Origin of the sequence: Xanthomonas translucens pv. undulosa, assembly GCF_017301775.1 — a bacterium.
Taxonomy (GTDB): domain Bacteria; phylum Pseudomonadota; class Gammaproteobacteria; order Xanthomonadales; family Xanthomonadaceae; genus Xanthomonas_A; species Xanthomonas_A translucens.
In genome coordinates this window covers 471,163-494,541 of sequence record NZ_CP063993.1, presented here as the reverse complement: position 1 = coordinate 494,541, position 23,379 = coordinate 471,163, and the positions used below count along the sequence as shown (strand labels likewise).

The following is a 23,379-nucleotide window of genomic DNA, read 5'->3' as shown; positions in this document are numbered from 1 at the left end:
ATCCATGTCCCAGTTGCTGCCGTCGCCCACGCGGGCGGCGTTGTCGTGCTGCGTCCTCGCCAGCCTGTTTCCCGCCTTCGGCCGCGCCGAGGCATCCGATGCCATCACCCTCGACCGGATGGTCGTGACCGCCACTGCGCCCGTCGCGCCACTGACCTGGACGGTCGATCCGAAGCTGCCGCGGCAGCCGGTGCCGGCCAGCGACGGTGCCGACTATCTGAAAACCGTGCCCGGCTTCGCCGCGATCCGCAACGGCGGCACCAACGGCGATCCAGTGCTGCGCGGCATGTTCGGCTCGCGGCTCAACGTGCTCAGCAACGATGGCGCCCTGGTCGGCGCATGTCCGGCGCGCATGGACAACGCCTTGTCCTACATCGCGCCGGAAACCTTCGACCGGCTCACCATCGTCAAGGGTCCGCAGACGGTGCGCTGGGGGCCGGGCGCGTCCGCAGGCACCGTGCGCTTCGAGCGCGATACTCCGCATTACGCCATGCCGACCCTGGAAGGCGAGGCCAGCGCGCTGGTCGGCTCCTGGAACCGCAACGACCAGAACCTGGATCTGCGCGGCGGTAGCCGCGGCGGCTACGCGCGACTGGACGCCAACCGCTCCGAGTCCGACGACTACCGCGACGGCGATGGGGCGGTGGTGCCGTCGCGCTGGCGCAAGTGGAATGCCGATGCCGCGCTCGGCTGGACCCTGGACCCGGACACGGTGCTGGAATTCTCCGCCGGCACCGGCGACGGTCTGGCCCGCTATGCAGGGCGCGGCATGGACGGCAGCCAGTTCCGCCGCCGCAGCTATGCCGCGCGATTCGAGCGCACCGATCTGCCCGGCGCCTGGGAGGCGCTGCGCGCCAACGTCTACCTCAACGACGCCGACCATGTCATGGACAACTACACGCTGCGCCGGCCCAATCCGCAGTCGGCGATGCCGATGCCGATGGCCTCCAACGTGGACCGGCGCACCAGCGGCGGGCGGGTGGAGGCGGAATGGCGTTGGGACCGGATCGCGGTCCAGGCGGGTGTGGATACCCAGCGCAGCCGCCATCGCGATCGCAGCGCCAGCGGCGAGGGCGTGTACCGAACGTTGCCGTGGCGCATCGATGCGCATTTCGACAACTTCGGCGCCTTCGCCGAAGCCACCTTCGGCGCGGATACCGCACAGCGCTGGATCACCGGCCTGCGCCTGGATCGCGCGCAGGCCGAGGACAACCGCAGCAGCATCGGCATGATGGGCATGCCCAATCCCACCGCCGGGCAGACCCGCCGCGAGCACCTGGGTAGCGGCTTCGTGCGCGTGGAGCGCGATCTGTCCGCCAACACCGTTTGGTACGCGGGCCTGGGCCACAGCGCGCGCATGCCCGACTACTGGGAACTGTTCTCCGCCGACATGGGCCCGATGGGCGCGGCCAATGCCTTCGCCGGTGTTCGCCCGGAGCGCACCACCCAACTGGACGTCGGCCTGCAGTACCGCGGCGCCACGCTGCAGGGCTGGGTCTCGGCCTATGCCGGGCGGGTGCAGGACCTCATCCTGTTCACCTATGCCGACAGCAGCAGGATGGGCACCACCACCCGCGTCGACAACGTCGATGCGCGCATCGCCGGCGCCGAGGCTGGATTGGATTGGCAGCCGCTGCAGGGCCTGACCCTCGGCGGCACGCTGGCCTATGCCTGGGGCGAAAACCGCAGCGACGGCACGCCGTTGCCGCAGATGCCGCCGCTGGAGTCGCGGCTGCGGGCGGAGTGGGAAGGCCAGCGTTGGTCGGCCGGGCTACTGTTGCGGGCGGTCGCGCGACAGGGGAGGGTGGCGCCGGACCAGGGCAACGTAGTTGGCCGCGACCTTGGCCGCAGCGCCGGCTTCGCCACATTGGGGCTGAGCGGCGGCTACCGCGTCAGCGAGGCGCTGCGCCTGAGTGCCGGCGTCGACAACGTCTTCGACCGGCGCTACAGCGAGCACCTCAACCTGGCCGGCAGCGCCGATTTCGGCTTCCCGGCCGACCCGGTACGGATCGCCGAACCCGGCCGGAACCTGTGGCTGAAGGGAAACTATCGGTTCTGAGCGCGCGCGGCGGACGCGTCGCGCGTTTGGATCTCGTGGTCGGTCACCAGTGCGCCGTGCAGTGACTAGCTCTGCACGGGGGCGCTCGACGCAGGCGATGGTTCGCCCAGCGCATGCGGCATCCGCACGCCAGGCGGACGCCGCATGCGTTTCAGGCGTGCCGCAGGCTCAGTACCACTCCAGCAGCGACACGCCCAGGCCCACATAGGTGGCGCGGTGGTTGTAGTCGATCATGCTCTCGCCGTAACCGTCGAACACCTGAACATGACCGCGCAGCAGGTTGCTGATCGGGAAGCCCCAGTCCAGCTGCAGCGCGCCGTGCGAGCGGTCGCCGCTGCGTAGCGAATGCCGCGCCATCAGCGAGATCTCGTGGCCGCCGCGGTTGTAGGTCAGGGTGGCGTCGCCGCGGCCCATGTAGTCCTCGATGTCCGGGTTGTTGTCCTGGCGTTCGTTCTCCGGGATCCGGTACCACGGGCGCAGCACCAGCGCCCAGTTCTCGCGGTCCAGGCCGACGCTGAGGATCGCCCGGTTCCAGCTGCGCGAGAACGGATCGCTGCGGCCGTTGGATTGGTGGGTGAGCTGGATCCCGGTCATCCGCCCCTTCCAGCCGAACAGGCTGTAGTTGTTGCGGAACACCAGCGCCAGTTCCGGCTCGTAGTTGGTCTCGCGGAACGGCCGCGACTGCTCGCTGTTGTAGACCTGCCAGCGCGAGCTCTGGGTATAGGCGCCCCACAGGTCGCCGTTGTCGCCGAAGATGTTCTCCACGATCTTGGTCTTGAAGCTGAGCTGGAACTTGGCTTCGATGCTGTCCAGCGACTCGGGGCTGGTCACCGTGTCGTTCGGGTTCGGCGAGGACGGCGTCTCGTTCTTCTTGCTGGTCCAGAACGCCGGCAGCAGGTACACCGGCTTGTAGGCGCGCAGTTGGAAGGTCCCCAGCTTGGAGTCCTTGGCCAGCTCCCAGCGGCTGTCCAGCAGCGAGCCCTTGCCGGCGTTGGCGATGGTGGCGTCGTAGAGGTCGTTCTTGAACAGCGTGGCGGTGCGCTGGCGGGTGCGCTCGGCCAGGCCGGCGTCCTGCGGGACCGCGGCATCCAGCTGTTGCTTCTGGTTCTGGCTGGCCATCTTCGCCGCCGCATCGGCGGCCTGCGGATCGGCGACCCGGCGCGACAATGCTTGGTCGTAGCAGGACAGGCGCGCGGCGTTGCTGGTGATCGCGACGCAGGCTTCGGGCGAGGCAGGGGTGGGTTTCACTTCCTGGGCGTGGGCCAGCGGCATTGCCGCGAAGGACAGCAGCAACAGGGGACGGGCCGGGCGATGGATCATGCAGGTTCTCTCGAAAATGGGCGGCGCGGGCGGGGAGTGCGCTGCCGATGTGAATAGCCGGCTGCGAAAATACAGCAGCCGCTATAACGGGGTCATCACACGTTCATTTCGCCACGACTCAGAACAGCCAGGCCGCCGCGAACAGGCCGACCATCGCCAGCGCCAGGGCCAGTTTGGCGGCGGTGCCCAGCACGATGCCCAGCCAGGTGCCGAGGCCGACCCTGGTCGCCTGCTGCAGCTGCCGGCCATGCCAGTACTCGCCGGCCAGCGCGCCGACGAAGGGGCCGACGAACAGGCCGATCGGCATGAAGAACAGGCCCGCCACGCTGCCCAGCACCGAGCCCCATAGCGCCTTGCGGCTGGCGCCGACGCGCTTGGCGCCGAACACGGTGGCCAGGAAATCGACCAGGAACGACAGCAGCGTCAGCACCCCGAGCAGCGTCAGCATCACCCAGCCCACCCGCTGGAAACCGTCGGCCCAGGCCGCCAGCAGCAGCCCGGCGAACAGCAGCGGCATGCCCGGCAGCGCCGGCAGCACCACCCCGGCCAGGCCTAGCAAGACCAGCAGCCCGGCGACCATGTAGTAGATGAACGTAGGATCCACGCAGTTTGCTCCGGGGCGATTTTGGGCTTGACAGAGAGGGTGGTTTTGCGGATTGCATTTTCATTTTCGCCGCGGTAAGTTTTCAGCCGCTGCGTTTGCAAAGGTCACCGTGAATCGTGGCCCGATGCGGTAGATCCAGTGCGTCGCTACAGCGTTATACCTCGCTTCCTCCTTGCAACCAGCCGCCGAACCCCCGGCGTACCCACCTCTGAGACTGTTTCAAGGAGTAAGTCCATGACTGACGGCAATCGCGAAAACGGCACCGTGAAGTGGTTCAACGATGCCAAGGGTTTCGGTTTCATCAGCCGCGAGAACGGCGAGGACGTGTTCGTGCACTTCCGCGCCATCCAGACCCAGGGCTTCAAGAGCCTGAAGGAAGGGCAGAGGGTCAGCTTCACCGTGGTGCAGGGCCAGAAGGGCCTGCAGGCCGATGCGGTGCAGCCGGTCTGACCGCGGCGCGCGCACGCCGAGCGCATGCGCAACCGGCGCGCGCAGCAAAAAGGCCCGCAGTCGCGGGCCTTTTTGCGTTGCGGCGGGCCGTGCCAGTGCTTAGCGCGGCACCACGCGGCCGTTGACCACGCGCACATAGGTGTTTTCGCGGATCCCGGCCAGGTCGCGCTGGTTGAGCACGATTACCCGGCCATCGTCCATCTGCACGTGCACGTCGTAGCTGTCGCTGGTGACGTTGTTCTGAATCTGGTTGCCGGCCAGGGCGCCGGCCGCCGCGCCGGCCACGGCCGACACGTTCTGGTTGCCCTTGCTGCCGCCGGTATGGTCGGAGACCTCATGGCCGGCGATCGCGCCGACGATGCCGCCCAGGACCGCGCCGGTGCCGGTGGGCGCGGTGCGGCCGGAACCCACGGTATCGATGCGGGTGACGATGCCGCAGTCCGCACAGCGATTGTCCGAATAGCCGCGCGACGGCTGGCTATAGCCGCCACCACCACCGCCATAGCCGGGGGATGTGGCGCAGCCGGCCAATGCCAGAACGGCGACGGCGCCAGTGGCCAGTAGATGAATCTTCATATGTGCTCTCCTCGACGAACGGTGATCGCGGCAGATCCGCGTTTGCACGCATCCTGTCCGTCAGTGTGTGAATGCAACGCCAATCGAGACGCGGGTGCGGCGCTGACGCGCTGCAGCGTCAGGGGCAATTCATCGACATGAGCGATCGCGGGTCAGCGGAAATCGCGGTGGCAGGCGGCGCAGCCGTCGTCGAGGCGATGGGTGAGCTGGTCGAGCGCGGCGCAGCTGGCCGGTAGCGTGGCCTGCGCCGCATCCAGGGTGGCCCGCAGCGTGCGGGCGTGCTGCTGGAAGCGGCTGTCGTCGCCCAGTCCGGGGAACGCGGTTTCCAGATCGTTCCCGAGCAGGCGCAGCGTCTGCACCCGCGCTTGCAAGTCGGCGGCGCTACAGCGGTTCTGGGCATGGCTGCGTTGCAGCAGGGCCAGTTGCTTGTCCATCACCTGCATCAGACTGCGCGGGAACGGATCCTGGCGCGCCTGCAATGCGCGCATCGCCATCACCGTCGCGACCAGGCCGATCAGCAGGCCGGCGAGCAGCACGAACAGGTAGCGCGAGGCGCTGGAAGCGGGGGCGTGCGGGCTGGCCATGGCGGGCGGGCGTGCAGGACGAAAGCGCGATAGTACGCCCGTCGCCGGGATTGCGTGGCGCCGCCGCCGCGTCGCCGATGAAATAAACTGCGCGCATGAACGAACAACTGCGTGAGCGCTTCGCCGGCATCGACCGGCTGTACGGGCGCGGGACCATCGAGCGCTTGGCGCAATGCCGCGTGGCGGTGGTGGGTATGGGCGGTGTCGGCTCGTGGGTGGTGGAGGCCTTGGCGCGGTCGGCGGTCGGCCATCTGACCCTGATCGATGCCGACGACATCTGCGTGTCCAACACCAACCGCCAGTTGCCGGCGCTGCAAGGCCAGTACGGGCGCAACAAGGCGCGGGCGATGGCCGAGCGCTGCGTGGCGATCAATCCGGCGATCGCGGTGAGCGCGGTCGAGGCGTTCCTGACCCCGACCAATATCGCCGAGCTGCTCGGCGGCGGCTTGGACCTGGTCATCGACGCCTGCGACAGCTTCCGGGTCAAGGTCGAGGCCATCGCCTGGTGCCGCCGGCGCAAGCTGCCGTTGCTGACCGTGGGCTCGGCCGGCGGGCGCACCGACCCGACCCTGGTGCGCATCCGCGACGTGTCGCGCACCGAGCACGACGCGATGCTGGCGCTGATCCGCAAGAAGCTGCGTGGCGAATTCCATTTCCCCAAGAACCCGCAGCGCTACTTCGGCGTGCCGGCGGTATACTCGCTGGAGAACGTGCGCTATCCGCAGGCCGACGGCAGCGTCTGCGGACTGCGCCCGCCGCTGGGGCCCGATGCGGCACTGAATCTGGACTGCGGCGCCGGGCTGGGCGCGGCCACCCACATCACCGGCGCGTTCGCGTTCGCCGCGGCCGGCAAGGCGTTGGAGATGCTGTTGAAGCCCAGGCGGGAGCAGGCGAGCGTGGCAACGGCCGCAGTGCAGGCGGACGACGCGGCGAGAATCGATGCGCTCTGAGGCCAAGTGCGTTGCAGAAATCAACGCGTTCGCGCTTGTTTAACCACTGTGGGAGCGACTTCAGTCGCGACGGGCGTTACCGTGAGTGCAGCCGCAACGGATGGCCCGAGGCCACCGGCGGGCGCTGCCACAGACGGCAACGCACCCGACGTGCCAGCACCTGCCGCGAACCACCAGGTTTGGGTCAGGCAGGCTGTGCAGCCGGCGTCTGCAGGCCGAACAACTGCTGCGCGTTGCGCGTGGTCTGTTCGGCGATCTCCGCAGCGGGCTGGCCACGCAGCATGGCGATGGTGTCCAGCACCGTGCGCAGCCGCGCCGGCTCGTTGCGTTGGCCGCGGATTAACGCGTCGGGCTGATCCGGGGCGTCGGTTTCCAGCAGCAGTTGCTGCAGCGGCAATTCGGCCGCCAGCCGGCGCAGCCGCTGCGCGCGTTCGTAGGTGACCGGGCCGCCGAGGCCGATCAGGAAATCCAGCTTGTGCAACTGCTGCGCCTGCTCGGTGCTGCCGGCAAAGCTGTGCACCACGCCGCGCAGGCGCCCGACCTTGCGGATCGCCAGGATCACCGCGTCCACCGCGCGCCGCGCATGCACGATCAGCGGCAGGTCGAACTCGCGCGCCAGCTGCAGCTGGCCGAGGAAGTAGCGTTGCTGTTCGGCTTCATCCAGTCCTTCGACGAACAAATCCAGCCCGCATTCGCCGATCGCGCACGGGCGCTCGCGTGCGATCCACTCGCCGAGCAAAGGCAGATGCTCGGGGTGGTGCTCATCCAGGAAGAGCGGATGCAGGCCATAGGCCGGAGACAGGCCGTCGGCCATCGTGCAGACCTCGCGCAGCTTCGGCCAGGACGCCGCCGTCACCGCCGGCAGCACCTGCGCGGCGATGCCGGCGGCCTGCGCGCGCGCGATCACCGCGGCGCGGTCGCCGTCGAACTCGGCGGCGTCCAGATGGCAGTGGCTATCGATCAGCCGCATCGGGCCTCAGCGGCGCACGCGCCGCGCGCTGGACGCGATGTGCTCCGCTTCGGCAGGCGCAGGCGTGCGCGTCTTCCAGTTGGCCAGCAACAAGGTGCCCAGGCCGAACACGATCTCGTCGATGAAGGGCAGTGGGTCGGGCAGCAGCACGCTCAGCACGAACAGGCCGGCGGTGAGTTTGAACAGTGTCGGGTAGCGCAATTTGCCGGCCCAGCGCAGCAAAGGCAGCGTGATCGGGTTGGGCATGGACGGTCCTCCGGCGAAGTGATGAAAACGCTAACACTCTTGATATGGCTGCTTTCCAGGCGTGTCACCAGAGCACGCTGCGGATTTTTACTGAATAGGGAGCGGATTGGTTCAGCTTCGGCATGGTAATCACAGCATCGTAGACAACGCGGCCAGACCGCAGGAGAGCAACGATGAAAAGCAATACGACAACCATTCTGGTCGCGGCTGGCGCATTGCTGGTCGGCGGTGTGGCCACCGCGGCCTTCATGAACAACCGCGACAAGCAGGAATTCGTCGGCAATGGCGACGTGCGTCCGGCCCTGGACAATAGCCCGAGCGGCGACGCGGCCGCCAGCAACGGCGTCGGCGGCAAGCTGGAATACGCCGACGTGGTCCGGGTCGATCCGATCACTCAACAGGAGCAGCGCTACGCCGAGGTGATCGGCACCGAGCCGCTGCGCGAGACCTCCAGCACCACCACCCCGCGGCAAGTGTGCAACGACGTGGTGGTGCAGGAGCGCCTGCCCGAGCGTGACGGCAACGTCGGCGGCACCGTGGTCGGTGCGCTGGTTGGCGGCCTGCTCGGCAACCAGGTCGGCCACGGCAATGGCCGCAAGGCGGCCACCGCGGCCGGCGCGGTGGCCGGCGGCTTCATCGGCAACGAGGTCGACCGCAACCACGTCGGCGGCCGCGTGGTCGACCGTACCGAGCGCAAGTGCCACACCGAGAACAGTACCGCCGAGTCGTCGCGGATCACCGGCTACAACGTGACCTACCGCAACGACGATGGCAGCACCGGCACCATGCGCACCGACAGCAAGCCGGGCAGCCGCATCGCGCTGGGCAGGGACGACGTGGTCAAGGGCTACGAGGTCACCTACCGCTACGACGGCCAGGAGAAGACCGTGCGCATGGACGACAGGCCGAACAGCGACCGCCTGCCGGTGCTCGACGGGCGCCTGGTCACACAGACCGCCTCGGCCAGCGACGTGGTCAGCCAGCGCTGAAGCGGCGTACGCCAGTAGCGTGGTGAGCGAGGCCGGCCGCAGCGCCGGCCTCTGTTTTTTTGGCGGCGCGCGCGCTCCGATACACTGCGGTTTTCGCCCCGAGTCTTGCCATGCCGTTGCCCTGCGACGATCTGTTCGATGTGGCCTCGTTGTTGAGCGAGGAGGAGCGCGCGATCCAGCATGCGGTGGCGCGCTTCGTCGATGCCAAGGTGCTGCCGATCATCGGCGATGCATTCGACCAGGCGCGGTTTCCGGCCGAACTGGTACCGGAGCTGGCGCAACTGGGCCTGCTCGGCGCCACGCTACCGCCGGCCGTTGGCGGCGCCGGCCTCAATGCGGTCTGCTACGGCCTGATCTGCCAGGAACTGGAGCGCGGCGACAGCGGCCTGCGCAGCTTCGTCAGCGTGCAGTCCTCGCTGTGCATGTATCCGATCCACGCCTACGGCAGCCAGGCGCAGCGGCAGCGTTGGTTGCCGGCGATGGCCGCCGGCAGCGCGATCGGCTGCTTCGGCCTGACCGAGGCGCAGGGCGGTTCCGACCCGGCGGCGATGCAGACCCGCGCGGTGCGCGATGGCGACGGCTGGCGCCTGAGCGGCAGCAAGATGTGGATCACCAACGGCAGCCTGGCCGACGTGGCGATCGTGTGGGCGCAGACCGAGGACGGCGTGCAGGGCTTCCTGGTCGAGGCCGGCACGCCCGGTTTCACGACGCAGGACATCTCCAACAAGATGAGCCTGCGCGCGTCGGTGACCTCAGCGCTGTTCCTGGACGCGGTGCGCCTGCCCGATAGCCAGCGGTTGCCGGGTGTGCGCGGGCTGAAAGGCCCGTTGGGCTGCCTGACCCAGGCCCGCTACGGCATCAGCTGGGGCGCGATCGGCGCGGCGATCGCCTGCCTGCGCGAGGCGCTGGCCTATGCCGGCGAACGCATCCTGTTCGGTCGCCCGCTGGCGGCCACGCAGAGCGCGCAGATCAAGCTGGCCGACATGGCCCGGCGCATCGCCGGCGCGCAGCTGTTGGCGCTGCAGCTGGGCCGGCTCAAGGATGCCGGCACGCTGCAGCCGGCGCAGGTGTCGCTGGCGAAGTGGAACAATGTGCGCATGGCGCTGGACATCGCCCGCGACTGCCGCGACCTGCTCGGCGCTGCCGGCATCACCACCGAGTACGGCGCGATCCGCCATGCCTTGAACCTGGAATCGGTGATCACCTACGAAGGCACCGAGACCGTGCACCAACTGGTGGTCGGCCGCGAGCTGACCGGGATCAATGCGTTCTGAATCGGTTGGCGGCGCTGGCGTGGTCGCCGACGCAACCGACCGGCACGAGGGGGAGAGGGCATGAGCGTTCGCCGCCGAGAACGCCAATTCCAAAGTGGTGGCGGCCAAGCTGGGCGCGTGCTACCTGCCCTGCGCCATGACCGGCTGTCCGAGCCGCTGCAGGCGCACGCGGTGGAGGTGTGGGGGCGGTCGCGCAGCCTGTCAGGCGTGGCGCTGAGCGGCCTGGCAGCGGTCGTTTGGGCCGTATTCACCTGGCGGCGCCGCGCCGGCGGCTAGGCTGCAAGCCCCAAATCGGTCAGGAGTACGCCATGAGCCAGTACCGCATCGCGGTTTTCGTCGGCAGTCTGCGCAAGGAGTCGTACAACCGGCGCCTGGCGCTGGCGCTGGAGACGCTGGTCGGCGACCGCGCGCGTTTCGAGTATGTGGAGATCGGCGACCTGCCGCTGTACGACCAGGACCACGACCAGGATTACCCGGAGCAGGGCAAGCGGCTGAAGGCGCAGGTCAGCAACGCCGACGCGGTGCTGTTCGTCACCCCCGAATACAACCGCTCGATCCCGGGCGTGCTCAAGAACGCGATCGATCTGGGCTCGCGGCCATACGGCGACAGCGCTTTCGCCGGCAAGCCGGCGGCGCTGTGCGGAGTCTCGCCCGGCGCGCTCGGCACGGCGCTGGCGCAGCAGCACCTGCGCAACGTACTGGCCTACCTGGACATGCCGGTGCTGGGCCAGCCGGAGGTGTTCTTGCAGTTCAAGGACGGGCTGATCGACACCGACGGCAGCATCGGCAACGCCGACACGCGCAAGTTCCTGCAGGGCTTCGTCGACAAGTTCATCGCCTGGGTGGACGAACTGCAGGCCTGAGCGCGTGCGGCCGCGCGTCGGGTCCGGCGCGTTCGGTCGCAGCCGGCGCGAGGTGTCGCGGCGCTGCGGCGATCGCCTTGCGTGGCGGGGCCTGTGCACAGTTCTCAACGGGTTGTCCACAGACTTGTCCCTAGCCGTGCCGTGCGCCGCTGACTAAGATGGCCGACCGTGCCGCGCCGTCGCGCCGCCCGTGTCCCGCAGTCCCGTAGAGAGAAGACCCAGCCCATGTCCGCCCGTCCCGGCTACCGCGGCGACCGCAAAAGCGAGCGTGGCGAACGCAGCGAGCCGCGTATCGATCAGTTGCGCGTGCCGCCGCATTCGATCGAGGCCGAGCAGGCCGTGCTCGGCGGCCTGATGCTGGCGCCCGACGCCTACGACCGGGTCAACGACCAGCTCACCGACAACGATTTCTACCGCCGCGACCATCAGCTGATCTACCGCGCGATCCGCGAGCTGGCCGAGAAGGGCCGCCCGTTCGATGCGGTGACCCTGGGCGAGTGGTTCGAATCGCAGGGCAAGCTGGAGATGGTCGGCGACGGCGCCTACCTGATCGAACTGGCCAGCACCACGCCGTCGGCGGCCAACATCGCCGCCTACGCCGAGATCGTGCGCGACAAGGCGGTGCTGCGGCAGCTGATCGAGGTCGGCACCAGCATCGTCAACGATGGCTTCCAGCCGGAAGGGCGCGAGAGCGCCGAGCTGCTGGCCAGCGCCGAGAAGGCGGTGTTCAAGATCGCCGAGGCCGGCGCGCGCGGGCGCAGCGATTTCGTGGCAATGCCCGGCGCGTTGAAGGACGCGTTCGAGGAATTGCGCAGCCGCTTCGAGAGCGGCGGCAACATCACCGGCCTGCCCACCGGCTACAGCGACTTCGACGCGATGACCGCCGGCCTGCAGCCGACCGATCTGATCATCCTGGCCGCGCGTCCGGCGATGGGCAAGACCACGCTGGCGCTGAACATCGCCGAGTACGCGGCGATCAAGTCGAAGAAGGCGGTAGCGGTGTTCTCGATGGAAATGTCGGCCTCGCAGCTGGCGATGCGCCTGATCTCCTCCAACGGCCGGATCAATGCGCAGCGCCTGCGCACGGGCCAGCTCGAGGACGAGGACTGGGCGCGGGTCACCGGTGCGATCAAGATGCTGAAGGAGACCAAGATCTTCATCGACGACACGCCGGGCGTGTCGCCGGAAATCCTGCGCTCCAAGGCGCGCCGGCTCAAGCGCGAGCACGACCTGGGGTTGATCGTCATCGACTACCTGCAGCTGATGGCGGTGCCGGGCAACAGCGAGAACCGCGCCACCGAGATCTCCGAGATATCGCGCTCGCTCAAGGGCCTGGCCAAGGAACTGGGCGTGCCGGTGATCGCGCTGTCGCAGCTCAACCGCTCGCTGGAAACGCGCACCGACAAGCGCCCGGTGATGGCCGACCTGCGCGAATCCGGCGCGATCGAGCAGGACGCGGACATGATCGTGTTCATCTACCGCGACGACTACTACAACAAGGAAAATTCGCCGGACAAGGGCCTGGCCGAGATCATCATCGGCAAGCACCGCGGCGGCCCGACCGGTTCGTGCAAGCTCAAGTTCTTCGGCGAGTACACCCGCTTCGACAATCTGGCGCACGATTCGGTGGGCGCGTTCGAATAGGGCCGTGCGCCCGCGCTGGCGGTCGAGCGCCAGCTGCGTTGCGAGATGTCTTGCGTCGGCGCGCGCCTTCATCGATTGCGCGCGCTCACGCCGGCTGCGCGCCGGCCACGCGTATCCTTGCGCGTCCTTTTCCGGCCCGTTCTGCGCATGAGCTACGCCATCGTCTGGTTCCGGCGCGACCTGCGCCTGCACGATCACCCCGCGCTGCACGCGGCGCTGGCCGCCGGGCACACGCCGGTGCCGGTCTATGTGCACAGTCCCGGCGACGAAGGCGCCTGGTCCGCCGGCGCGGCCTCGCTGAGTTGGCTGCAGCGCGCGCTGGCCGCGCTCGACGCGCAGCTGCAAGCGCGCGGATCGCGCTTGATCCTGCGCCAGGGTCCGGCCGAGACCGTGCTGCGCGAGCTGATCCAAGCATGCGGCGCGGTCGCGGTGTACTGGAATCGCCGCTACGAACCGGCCACGCAGCCGCGCGACGCCAAGCTCAAGCGCGAACTGCGCGAGCAGGGCCTGGACGTGCACAGCTACAACAGCGCGTTGCTGTTCGAACCGTGGCAACTGGCCACCCAGCAGGGCGGGCCGTACAAGGTGTTCACGCCGTTCTGGCGCAGCGCCCTGAGCCATTGGCAGGTACCTGCGCTGCGGCCCGCGCCGAAGACGCTGCCACCACCACCACCGGCCCTGCCCAGCCTGCCGCTGCAACAGCTTGGGCTGGCGCCGGCGCTGGGCTGGGACCGCGGCTTCTGGGAGGTATGGCAACCGGGCGAGGCGGGCGCGCACGAGGCGCTGGAGGTGTTCGTCGACGGCGCCCTGCGCGGCTACGTCGAGGGCCGCGACCGTCCCGACCAGGTCGGTACCTCGCGGCTGTCGCCGCACCTGCATTTCGGCGAGATCGCGCCGTGGCGGATCGTCGCCGCACTGGAAAAGCAGCGCAGCGCCGCCACCGGCGCGGCGATCGACGGCTACATCCGCCAGCTCGGCTGGCGCGACTTCGCCCACCACCTGCTGCACCATTTCCCGGCCACGCCCGAGCACAACCTTAATCCGCGCTTCGCCCGGTTCCGCTGGGCCACGCCGGACCCGGCGCAGCTGCAGGCCTGGCAGCGCGGCCGCACCGGCGTGCCGATCGTCGATGCCGGCCTGCGCGAACTGTGGCACACCGGCTGGATGCACAACCGGGTGCGGATGATCGTCGCCAGCTACCTGTGCAAACACCTGCGCGTGCACTGGTCGGAAGGCGCGCGCTGGTTCTGGGACACGCTGGTCGATGCCGACCTGGCCAACAACACCCTCGGCTGGCAGTGGGTGGCCGGCACCGGCGCCGACGCCGCGCCGTATTTCCGCGTGTTCAATCCGGTGACGCAGGCGCAGAAGTTCGATCCGCAAGGCCGCTACATCGCGCGCTGGGTGCCGGAACTGGCGGCGCTGCCAGTGGCCGAGCGCTTCGCGCCGTGGCTGTCGCCGCAGCGCCTGGCCACCAGCGCGCCGCACTATCCGCGGCAGCCGATCGTGGATCTGGCCGCCGGCCGCGACGCCGCGCTTGCCGCCTATCGCGAGACTGGCGGCGGCTGACGCGGGCCAACCCAGTGCGCGCGAGCGGCGCTGCGGCGTGAACCGCGGCAGCGCAGGGCAGGGCGCTGCGATTGACGCCCTTCGCTGCGCCATGATTCACTCCGGCCACGCACAGGAGCATGCATGGCCACCAGCACAGCCCGCCGCAAGCCGCGGCGCGAACCGATGTCGCGTGTGGATACCGCTTGGTTGCGGATGGAGCGGCCGACCAATCCGATGATGATCACTGGCGTGCTGATGTTCGACGAGGCGTTGTCGCTGCCGCAGTTCAAGCAGTTGGTGCGCAAACGCTTTCTGTCGTTTCCGCGCTTCCAGCAAAAGCCGGTGGACACCGCGACCGGCGCTCACTGGCAACACGACGACGACTTCGACCTGGACTGGCACGTGCGCCTGTCGGCCCTGCCCGGGCGCGGCGGCAAGCAGGCGCTGGAGCGCTTCGCCGGGCAGATGGCGTCCACGCCCTTGGACAAGACCAAGCCGCTGTGGCAGTTCCATCTGATCGAACGCTACGAAGGCGGCTCGGCGCTGGTGGCGCGCATCCACCACAGCTACGCCGACGGCATCGCGCTGGTGCAGGTACTGCTGTCGCTGACCGATATGCAGCGCGTGCCGGAGCCGTCGGCGCAACTCGGCCGCGCCTGGCTGAAGGACGACGGCAAAGAAGTGGTGCGCCGGGTCGGCGCCATCGACCGTTATTTGAAACTGGGCGGACGCATGCTCGACAAGGGCCGTGCCATGTACCAGGACCCGAACCTGGCGCAGATGCTGGCCAAGGAAGGGGGCCTGATCGGCCGCGAACTGGCCAATGCGTTGCTGCTGTCCGACGATCCGCCGACCCTGCTGCGCGGGCGCCTGGGGGTCAGCAAGCGGGTGGCCTGGGCTGCGCCGTTGGACCTGGACGAAGTGAAGGCGGTCGGCCGCGCCTGCGACTGCACGGTCAACGACGTACTGATGGCGACCATGGCCGGCGCCCTGCGCGACTACATGCTCGAGCGCGGCGAAGCGCTGGACGGGGTGACCCTGCGCGCCACGGTGCCGGTCAACCTGCGCCCGCTGGAACATGCGCGCAAGCTCGGCAACCATTTCGGGCTGGTGTTCCTGGACCTGCCGGTCGGCGAGGCCAATCCGGTGCGGCGCGTGCAGCGCGTGGCCGCCTCGATGCAGCAGCTCAAGCAGTCGCGGCAGGCGATGGTGGTGTTCGGACTGCTGGCGGCGGTGGGCATGGCGCCGGCGGCGCTGCAGTCGCTGGCGCTGGACCTGTTCAGCCGCAAGGCGACCACCGTGGCGACCAATGTGCCGGGGCCGCAGCAGCCGCTGTACCTGGCCGGCAGCCGCGTTCGCGAGATGATGTTCTGGGTGCCGCAGACCGGTTCGATCGGGGTCGGCGTGTCGATCATGAGCTACAACCATCGCGTGCATTTCGGCCTGATCGGCGATGCGCGGCTGATTCCCGACCCGGATGCGGTGATGCGCCGCATCGGCGCCGAATTCGAGAAGCTGCTGTACCTGGCGCTGATGGGCGACTGGGAGCATCCGCTGCGCGCGGTGGATGCGGAGGCGTTGCTGCCGGCTTCCTGAACGGGGCGCGGTGCGGCGCGCGCAGCGTTCATCCCCGTCTCGCAGCCCACTGTTTATGCTGGCTCCCACTTCATTTCAGAATCGGGAGAGAGCGCGATGAAACGCACCGCTATCCAAGGCATGTCCGTGACGCTGGCCAGCGCGCTGCTGTTGTCCGCCTGCGCCACCGGCGGCTCCTACGTGCAGCGCGACCAGTACGGCAACCAGACCGAACAGCAGAACGACCGCACCGGCCGCGGCGCGCTGATCGGCACCGCGGTCGGCGTCGCCGCCGGCCTGCTCAGCGGCAGCAGCGCCACCGAGCGCCGCCAGCACGCGATGATCGGCGCCGGCATCGGCGCGCTCAGCGGCGCGGCGATCGGCAACTACCAGGATCGCCAGGAGCGCGCGCTGCGCGAGCGCACCGCCAACACCGGCATCGACGTGCGCCGCGACGGCGACAACATCACCTTGAACCTGCCCGACGGCATCACCTTCGACTTCAACCAGTCCACGCTGAAGCCGCAGTTCTATTCGGCGCTCAACGGCGTGGCCTCGACCCTGGGCGAATACAACCAGACCATGATCGAAGTGGTCGGGCATACCGACAGCGTCGGCAGCGATGCGGTCAACCAGCGCCTGTCCGAGCAGCGCGCCGCCTCGGTGGCGGCGTACCTGACCGCGCAGGGCGTGCAACGCGAGCGCATCGAGACGCTGGGCGCAGGCAAGAAATACCCGATCGCCGACAACAGCACCGAGGCCGGCCGTGCGCAGAACCGCCGCGTGGAAATCCGCGTGGTGCCGCTGCGCTCCTGAGCCGCGACCGCCGGGCTGGAACGCGAACGGGCCGCTGATGCGGCCCGTTTCGCGTTGTGGCGTCACCCGTGTGCCGCGGCGTAGACGCGGGCGCCGGGCACGCAGCCAGCGCCAACCGCCGCGCTCGCTACGCGCCTGCCTGCTCAGACCAGCGCTTCTTCCTCCAGCTCCGGCGCCGGTTCCGCCTCTTGCAGCGATGGCAGTTCGGCCAACTGCGGCAACGCCAGGGTCTGGGTATTCATCGCCACGCCGCTGCACAGGGTGAACTCGGCGCCGCTGTCGGCGTGTTGCGTGGCCAGCTTGGCCGGGCACTGCGCCAGCATGTAGTTGACGTCGAAGTTGAGCTTGTCGACCAGGAAATCGACGAAGGCGCGCACCTTCGGCGACAGCATGCGCCCGCCGGGAAACACCGCGTTGAAATCCAGGTCCGGGCCGACCCAGCCGCCGAGCACGCGGCGCGCCTTGCCCGCCTCGATCAGCGGCTTGATCGTCGCGTCGCTGGCCAGCACCAGGCCTTCGCCGCAGACCAGCCCACCGATCAGCGCGGCCGAGTCGTTGGCGAGCAGGATCGGCTGGATCGCGAAGTCGCCGCTCTGCTTGCCGTTGCGCAATGGCCAGCTGAGCCGGTTGCCGCCGTTGCGGCCATTGCTGAGCGCCAGCGTGCGGTGGTGTTGCAGGTCGTCCGGATGCAGCGGCTCGCCGTGGCGTTCGATGTAGTGGGGGCTGGCGAACACCTGGGTGCGGAAGGTGGCCAGCTTGCGCGCGACCATGGTCGAATCCAGCAGCGCGCCCATGTGCAGGGCCACATCCACGCCCTCGGCGATCGGATCGACCTTGTCGCTGGTCATGATCATTTCCAGGCGCACTTCCGGATGCTGTTTGTGGAATTCGCCCAGGATCGGTGCCACCCAGGAAATGCCGGCCGAGTAGGGCACGCTGAAACGCAGCCAGCCGCGCGGGCCGGCCTGCAGCTGCCCGACCGCGCTCTCGGCTTCTTCAAGCTCGCGCGCGATGCGCTGGCAATGCTCGTGATAGACCGCGCCGGCTTCGGTCAGGCCGAGGCGGCGCGTGGTCCGGTGCAGCAGGCGCGCGCCCAGGCGTGCCTCCAGATCCTGCACCTTGCGACTGACGGTGGTCTTGGGCAGGCCAAGCGCGTTGGCCGCGGCGATGAAGCTGCCTTGCTCGACCACCTTGACGAAGATCAGCGTGTCGTTCAGATCGTGGGTCATGGCGGGTTCCTGAGGAGGGAGGACGATTGGACCGGTGACGGGACGATTATTCCCCTTAATTCGGACTAATCAAGTGCGACTTTGACGCCTAATTTGTGCGCATTCGCCGCCACCCAGGCCACTTGCTCATGTCGTTGCGTACTTTGTTGCCGTTTCTCGCAGGCGTCCGTTGCCCCAATCGACGCGATGGTACGCCCATCGACGCGCTGGAAACCGGCTATCTCAAGGCCTTTCGCGAGTTCACCCCGCCGCCGCGCAGCCAGGCCGGCGGCGCGATGCAGCTGGGCCAGCGCGGCAGCGGCCGACTCGGTCGGATCGCGATTGTCCCGTTTGCGGGAGTAAAAGTCCCGTGAGCGGGACGCTGGATCCGGAGGTGCTGGTGCTCGGCGGCACCGGCAACATCGGTCTGGGCGTGGTCCGCGCCTTGCTCGAAGCCGGCAGTCCGGTGTTGGCGGTGGCGCGCGACCGAGGCCGGCTGCGCGCCTTGCGCGATCGCTACAGCGACGAACCGGCGCTGGACGTGCTGCAGGGGTCGGTCTGCAACGATGCCACCGCCGCCACCCTGGCCGCGGCCGTGGACCAGCGGCCGCGGCCGTTGGCCGGGGTGGTCGCCAGCCTGGGCAGCCCGCTGCGTTGCGGGCGCCTGCTGGACCAGCCGCTGACCGCGCTGCGCCGGCGCATGGAAGCCGACCTGCTGCCGCATCTGGCCGCGGCCCGGCACCTGCTGCCGCTGCTGGCGCAGGCCGAGCGCGGCGGCCGCTACATCCTGCTCGGCAGCCCGTGCGCGTTGCGCGCCTGGGCCGGGCATGGCGAAAGCTCGGTGGCCGCGGCGGCGATCCGCATGCTCGCCCAGGTCCTGCACGAAGAAGCCAAGCCGCTGGGCGTGCGCGTGCAACTGCTGTCGCTGACCCATCCGGTCTGCCGCAGCGAAGCCGGCGCCGACGCCTGCCCGGAATGGTTCACCACGCTCAGCGTCGGCCGCGCCGCGGTGGCGCTGCTGGCCGACGGCGGCGTGCCTGGCCAGGCCATCGTCGACATCGACAAGCACCACTACGCGCATCCACGCACCTCGTTGATGACCGCCGCGCATTTTTCTCCTTCCACTCACGAGGTTTTTCCATGAACCCGATTCCGATGCCGCTTTTCCATTGCCCCTCGCGCGCCTGGCGCCCGCTGGCGATCGCGCTGCTGGCCGCGGCCCTGGCCGCCTGCGGCAGCAAAGCCGACGGGCAGGGCGCGCCGCCGCCGCCGGCGGTCGGCGTGGCGCCCGCGCTGCAGAAGGAAATCAGCCAGTGGGACGAGTTCAGCGGCCGCGTCGAGGCGGTTGAGCGCGTCGATCTGCGTCCGCGCGTGTCCGGCTACATCGACAAGGTCAATTACGTCGAAGGCCAGGAACTGAACAAGGGCGATGTGCTGTTCACCATCGACGCGCGCAGCTACCGCGCCGAACTGGCGCGCGCCAACGCCGAGCTGGCGCGGGCGCGGACCCAGTCCAGGCTCAACGGCAGCGAGGCGGCGCGCGCCAAGAAACTGTCCGACCAGCAGGCCATCTCCACCGAGAGCTGGGAGCAGCGCCACGCCGCCGCCGAACAGGCCGAGGCCGACGTGCTCGCCGCACAGGCCGCGGTGGATACCGCGCGCCTTAATCTGGAATGGACCCAGGTGCGCGCGCCGATCGCCGGCCGCGCCGGCCGCGCCCTGGTCACCGCCGGCAACCTGGTCAGCGCCGGCGACAGCGCCAGCGTGCTGACCACGCTGGTGTTGCTGGACAAGGTGCATGTCTATTTCGATGCCGACGAAGGCACCTTCCTGCGTTATGCGCAGATGGCGCGCAAGGGCGAGCGGCCCAGCGAGCGCGACGGTCAGCTGCCGGTGCAGGTCGGCCTGGTCGGCGAGGACGGGTTCCCGCACGCCGGCAAGGTCGATTTCCTCGACAACCAGATCACCCGCAGCACCGGCACCATCCGCGTGCGCGCCTTGCTCGACAACGCCGATCGCAGCTTCACCCCGGGCCTGTTCGCCCGCGTGCGCCTGCTCGGCAGCGGCCGCTTCAACGCGCTGCTGATCGACGACAGGTCGGTGCTGACCGACCAGGACCGCAAGTACGTCTACGTCGTCGACAAGGACGGCAAGGCGCAGCGTCGCGACGTGCAGCTGGGACGCAGCGCCGAAGGCCTGCGCATCGTGCTCGGCGGGCTCAACGCCGGCGACCGCGTCATCGTCGACGGAGTGCAGAAAGTGTTCATGCCGGGCATGCCGGTGCAGGCCAAGACCGTGGCCCTGGCCACGACTTCGCCGGCGGCCGCACGCAAGGCCGTCGCCCTCGACTGAGTCGTCCCCGACTGACGCCAGGGGCGCGCACAGCGTCGTAGACCGGCCGCGCTGGCGACCGGTGTTTGCAGGCCGGGCCACCGTTGTGGCCCGGCGTTGCCGCCGCTTTGCCCGCATTCCTGTTCGGCCATCCGTTTCACCTTAGTTTCCAGGACCACCACCCATGGACTTTTCCAGATTCTTCATCGACCGGCCGATCTTCGCGGCCGTGCTGTCGATCGTCATCTTCGCCGCGGGATTGATCGCGATCCCGATGCTGCCCATCGGCGAGTACCCCGAAGTGGTACCGCCGTCGGTGATCGTGCGCACGGTGTATCCGGGCGCCAATCCCAAGGTCATCGCCGAGACCGTCGCCACGCCGTTGGAGGAGGCGATCAACGGCGTGGAGGGCATGATGTACATCAAGTCGGTGGCCGGCTCCGACGGCGTGCTGCAGATGACCATCACCTTCCGCCCAGGCACCGACGCCGACGACGCCGCGGTCAAGGTGCAGAACCGCGTCTCGCAGGCGCAGGCGCGCCTGCCCGAAGACGTGCGCCGGCAGGGCGTGACCACGCAGAAGAAGTCGCCGACCTTTTTGATGGTCGTGCACGTGACCTCGCCGAAGGGCAAGTACGACACGCTGTATCTGCGCAACTACGCGCGCCTGCACGTCAAGGACGCGCTGGCGCGGATCCAGGGCGTGGGCGATGCGCAGGTGTTCGGCGGCGGCGACTATGCGATGCGCGCCTGGCTGGATCCGGAACGCATCGCCGCGCGCGGGCTCACCGCCAGCGATGTGGTCGCAGCGATGCGCGAGCAGAACGTGCAGGTCTCGGCAGGCCAGCTCGGCGCCGAGCCGATGCCCGACAGCAAGTTCCTGACCCTGATCAACGCGCAGGGCCGCCTGCGCAGCGAAAAAGAGTTCGGCGACATCGTGCTCAAGGTCGGCGCCGACGGCGAAACCGTGCGCCTGGGCGACGTCGCGCGTCTGGAACTGGGGGCCGGCGACTACACGCTGCGCTCGCAGCTGGACGGCAAGAACGCGGTCGGCATCGGCATCTTCCAGGCGCCGGGCGCCAATGCGCTGGAGATCCGCGATCAGGTGATCGCCACGATGGACCAGCTCACCAAGCAGTTCCCGGACGACGTGAAGTACGAAGCGGTGTACGACACCACGATCTTCGTGCGCGACTCGATCACCGCCGTGGTGCATACCTTGCTGGAAGCGGTGTTGCTGGTGGTGCTGGTGGTGATCCTGTTCCTGCAGACCTGGCGCGCCTCGATCATTCCGTTGATCGCGGTCCCGGTGTCGGTGGTTGGTACTTTCGCCGCGCTGTACGTGCTGGGTTTCTCGATCAACACGCTGACCCTGTTCGGCCTGGTGCTGGCGATCGGCATCGTTGTGGACGATGCGATCGTGGTGGTGGAGAACGTGGAGCGCAACATCGAGGAAGGGCTGACTCCGCTGGCCGCGGCGCACCAGGCGATGCGCGAGGTGTCCGGCCCGATCCTGGCGATCGCGCTGGTGCTGTGCGCGGTGTTCGTGCCGATGGCGTTCCTGTCCGGCGTGACCGGCCAGTTCTACAAGCAGTTCGCGGTGACCATCGCCATTTCCACGGTGATCTCGGCGATCAACTCGCTGACCCTGTCGCCGGCGCTGGCCGCGCTGCTGCTGCGGTCCCACGACGCGCCCAAGGACGCCGCGTCGCGGCTGATGGACCGCCTGTTCGGCGGCTGGCTGTTCCGTCCGTTCAATCGCTTCTTCAACCGCAGCTCCGAACGCTACCAGGGCGGTGTGTCGCGCATCCTCGGCAAGCGCGGCGTGGTGTTCGTGGTCTATCTCGGCCTGCTGGTGGTCACCGGTGTGATGTTCAAGGCGGTGCCGGCCGGCTTCATTCCGACCCAGGACAAGATGTACCTGATCGCCGGCGTGAAGCTGCCGGAGGGCGCCTCGCTCGAACGCACCGACGCGATGCTGCGCAAGGTCACCAACATCGCCATGCAGACCGACGGCGTCGAGCATGCGATCTCGTTCCCCGGTTTGAACGCGCTGCAGTTCACCAATACGCCCAATACCGGCGTGGTGTTCCTGACCCTGAAGCCGTTCGCCAAGCGCCATCGCAGCGCGCTGGAGATCAACGCCGAAATCAACCAGCGCATCTCGCAGCTGGGCGAAGGCATGGCATTCGCGTTCATGCCGCCGCCGATCCTGGGCCTGGGCAACGGCAACGGCTACCAGCTGTTCATCGAGGACCGCGCCAACCTGGGCTACGGCGCGCTGCAGAACGCGGTCAACGCGATGCAGGGCGCGGTGTCGCAGACCCCGGGCATGAGCTTCCCGATCGGCACCTACCAGGCCAACGTGCCGCAGCTGGACGCCGAGGTCGACCGGGTCAAGGCCAAGGCGCAGGGCGTGGCCCTGACCGATCTGTTCGATACGCTGCAGACCTACCTGGGCTCGACCTACGTCAACGACTTCAACCAGTTCGGCCGTACCTGGCAGGTGATCGCCCAGGCCGACGCGCCGTTCCGCGAGAGCGTGGAGGACATCGCGCGGCTGCGCACCCGCAACGCCGCCGGCGAAATGGTGCCGATCGGCTCGATGGTGACGGTCAAGCAGACCTTCGGTCCGGATCCGGTGCTGCGCTACAACGGCTATCCGGCCGCCGATCTGGCCGGCGAGGCGGATGCGCGCATGCTGTCCTCGGCCGAAGCGATGGCCAAGCTCACCCAGATCGCCAAGCAGGTGCTGCCCAACGGCATGGAGATCGAATGGACCGACCTGAGCTACCAGCAGGCGAGCCAGGGCAAGGCGGCGATGGTGGTGTTCCCGCTGGCGGTGATGCTGGCGTTCCTGGTGCTCGCTGCGCTGTACGAAAGCTGGACGCTGCCGCTGGCGGTGATCCTGATCGTGCCGATGACGCTGCTGTCGGCGCTGTTCGGGGTGTGGCTGAGCGGCGGCGACAACAACGTGTTCGTGCAGGTCGGCCTGGTAGTGCTGATGGGCCTGGCGTGCAAGAACGCGATCCTGATCGTCGAGTTCGCCCGCGAACTGGAGCTGCAGGGCAAGGGCATCGTCGAATCGGCGCTGCAGGCCTGCCGCCTGCGTCTGCGCCCGATCGTGATGACCTCGATCGCGTTCATTGCCGGCACCGTGCCGCTGGTGTTCTCGCACGGCGCCGGCGCGGAAGTGCGCTCGGCCACCGGCATCACCGTGTTCGCCGGCATGCTCGGGGTGACCTTGTTCGGCCTGTTCCTCACCCCGGTGTTCTATGTCGCCCTGCGCAAGCTGTCCGGGCGTCCGCTGGTGTCGCATGCGCCGGCGCACGCCGCCGATGCGCCGACCCACGCCTGATCCGTCCATTC

Annotated in this window: 21 protein-coding genes; 14 read left to right on the top strand and 7 right to left on the bottom strand. The window is 68.6% G+C overall.

All coding sequences use genetic code 11. The features are described 5' to 3' along the window. The first annotated feature begins 4 nt into the window (after nt 1–4). Nucleotides 5–2,059: a TonB-dependent copper receptor gene (locus tag ISN38_RS01910; RefSeq protein WP_003467930.1), complete on the top strand. Its 2,055-nt coding sequence runs from the start codon at nt 5–7 to the stop codon at nt 2,057–2,059. Between the two features lie 168 nt (nt 2,060–2,227). Here ISN38_RS01910 and ISN38_RS01905 read toward each other — a convergent pair whose 3' ends face one another. Both ISN38_RS01905 and ISN38_RS01900 read right to left on the bottom strand, forming a co-directional pair. After that, the gene (locus ISN38_RS01905; protein WP_003467932.1) at nt 2,228–3,379 is read right to left on the bottom strand and encodes a phospholipase A; all 1,152 of its coding nucleotides are present in this window, start codon (nt 3,377–3,379) and stop codon (nt 2,228–2,230) included. Nucleotides 3,380–3,497: 118 nt separating this feature from the next. Further along, on the bottom strand, nt 3,498–3,959 hold the full coding sequence (locus ISN38_RS01900; RefSeq protein ID WP_222936988.1) for a DUF456 domain-containing protein: 462 nt from the start codon (nt 3,957–3,959) through the stop codon (nt 3,498–3,500). Between the two features lie 258 nt (nt 3,960–4,217). On the opposite strand from ISN38_RS01900, the gene ISN38_RS01895 reads away from it, so the two are divergent. Beyond that, on the top strand, nt 4,218–4,433 hold the full coding sequence (locus ISN38_RS01895; protein ID WP_003467936.1) for a cold-shock protein: 216 nt from the start codon (nt 4,218–4,220) through the stop codon (nt 4,431–4,433). Nucleotides 4,434–4,532: 99 nt separating this feature from the next. Here ISN38_RS01895 and ISN38_RS01890 read toward each other — a convergent pair whose 3' ends face one another. Then, nucleotides 4,533–5,009 (bottom strand): glycine zipper 2TM domain-containing protein, encoded by a 477-nt coding sequence (locus ISN38_RS01890; RefSeq protein ID WP_003467937.1) that lies wholly within the window; start codon nt 5,007–5,009, stop codon nt 4,533–4,535. A gap of 152 nt (nt 5,010–5,161) precedes the next feature. After that, on the bottom strand, nt 5,162–5,593 hold the full coding sequence (locus tag ISN38_RS01885; protein WP_003467939.1) for a hypothetical protein: 432 nt from the start codon (nt 5,591–5,593) through the stop codon (nt 5,162–5,164). A 95-nt stretch (nt 5,594–5,688) separates the two neighbouring features. On the opposite strand from ISN38_RS01885, the gene ISN38_RS01880 reads away from it, so the two are divergent. Then, a complete protein-coding gene (locus ISN38_RS01880) occupies nt 5,689–6,543 on the top strand; it encodes a tRNA threonylcarbamoyladenosine dehydratase (RefSeq protein ID WP_003467941.1) in 855 nt (284 codons plus the stop codon). Nucleotides 6,544–6,727: 184 nt separating this feature from the next. Here ISN38_RS01880 and ISN38_RS01875 read toward each other — a convergent pair whose 3' ends face one another. Together ISN38_RS01875 and ISN38_RS01870 are read right to left on the bottom strand one after the other, a co-directional pair. Next, entirely contained in the window at nt 6,728–7,513 is a 786-nt protein-coding gene (locus ISN38_RS01875) for a TatD family hydrolase (protein WP_003467943.1), read from the bottom strand. Nucleotides 7,514–7,519: 6 nt separating this feature from the next. Continuing rightward, nucleotides 7,520–7,759 (bottom strand): DUF6116 family protein, encoded by a 240-nt coding sequence (locus ISN38_RS01870; protein ID WP_003467945.1) that lies wholly within the window; start codon nt 7,757–7,759, stop codon nt 7,520–7,522. Between the two features lie 173 nt (nt 7,760–7,932). On the opposite strand from ISN38_RS01870, the gene ISN38_RS01865 reads away from it, so the two are divergent. From ISN38_RS01865 to ISN38_RS01835, 7 genes are all read left to right on the top strand, one after another. Next, entirely contained in the window at nt 7,933–8,748 is an 816-nt protein-coding gene (locus ISN38_RS01865; protein WP_003467947.1) for a glycine zipper 2TM domain-containing protein, read from the top strand. A 110-nt stretch (nt 8,749–8,858) separates the two neighbouring features. Further along, nucleotides 8,859–10,022 carry an acyl-CoA dehydrogenase family protein gene (locus ISN38_RS01860; RefSeq protein ID WP_003467948.1) on the top strand — a complete coding sequence of 388 codons (1,164 nt, stop codon included), beginning with the start codon at nt 8,859–8,861 and terminating at the stop codon, nt 10,020–10,022. 308 nt (nt 10,023–10,330) lie between these two features. Then, a complete protein-coding gene (locus ISN38_RS01855; RefSeq protein WP_003467950.1) occupies nt 10,331–10,885 on the top strand; it encodes an NADPH-dependent FMN reductase in 555 nt (184 codons plus the stop codon). Between the two features lie 225 nt (nt 10,886–11,110). Next, the gene (locus ISN38_RS01850) at nt 11,111–12,529 is read left to right on the top strand and encodes a replicative DNA helicase (protein WP_003467952.1); all 1,419 of its coding nucleotides are present in this window, start codon (nt 11,111–11,113) and stop codon (nt 12,527–12,529) included. Between the two features lie 147 nt (nt 12,530–12,676). Then, nucleotides 12,677–14,098, top strand: a complete 1,422-nt coding sequence (locus ISN38_RS01845; RefSeq protein WP_003467953.1) for a cryptochrome/photolyase family protein — start codon at nt 12,677–12,679, stop codon at nt 14,096–14,098. Between the two features lie 123 nt (nt 14,099–14,221). Then, entirely contained in the window at nt 14,222–15,676 is a 1,455-nt protein-coding gene (locus ISN38_RS01840) for a WS/DGAT/MGAT family O-acyltransferase (protein ID WP_058358607.1), read from the top strand. Between the two features lie 96 nt (nt 15,677–15,772). Beyond that, nucleotides 15,773–16,471, top strand: coding sequence for a YiaD family glycine zipper/OmpA-like lipoprotein (locus ISN38_RS01835; RefSeq protein ID WP_003467956.1), 699 nt, complete (start codon nt 15,773–15,775; stop codon nt 16,469–16,471). A 143-nt stretch (nt 16,472–16,614) separates the two neighbouring features. Here the strand turns inward: ISN38_RS01835 and ISN38_RS01830 are convergent, their stop codons facing one another. Further along, nucleotides 16,615–17,700 (bottom strand): LysR family transcriptional regulator, encoded by a 1,086-nt coding sequence (locus ISN38_RS01830; RefSeq protein WP_058362160.1) that lies wholly within the window; start codon nt 17,698–17,700, stop codon nt 16,615–16,617. A gap of 128 nt (nt 17,701–17,828) precedes the next feature. On the opposite strand from ISN38_RS01830, the gene ISN38_RS01825 reads away from it, so the two are divergent. From ISN38_RS01825 to ISN38_RS01810, 4 genes are all read left to right on the top strand, one after another. Beyond that, a complete protein-coding gene (locus tag ISN38_RS01825) occupies nt 17,829–18,053 on the top strand; it encodes a hypothetical protein (RefSeq protein ID WP_058362046.1) in 225 nt (74 codons plus the stop codon). Continuing rightward, complete coding sequence (locus ISN38_RS01820; RefSeq protein WP_003467962.1) at nt 18,050–18,823, top strand: SDR family NAD(P)-dependent oxidoreductase; 774 nt, start codon at nt 18,050–18,052, stop codon at nt 18,821–18,823. The genes ISN38_RS01825 and ISN38_RS01820 overlap by 4 nt, the downstream gene beginning before the upstream one ends. Before the next feature lie 11 nt (nt 18,824–18,834). After that, nucleotides 18,835–20,031: an efflux RND transporter periplasmic adaptor subunit gene (locus ISN38_RS01815; RefSeq protein WP_206712193.1), complete on the top strand. Its 1,197-nt coding sequence runs from the start codon at nt 18,835–18,837 to the stop codon at nt 20,029–20,031. 163 nt (nt 20,032–20,194) lie between these two features. Beyond that, complete coding sequence (locus ISN38_RS01810; RefSeq protein ID WP_206712036.1) at nt 20,195–23,368, top strand: efflux RND transporter permease subunit; 3,174 nt, start codon at nt 20,195–20,197, stop codon at nt 23,366–23,368. The last annotated feature ends 11 nt before the right edge of the window (nt 23,369–23,379 follow it).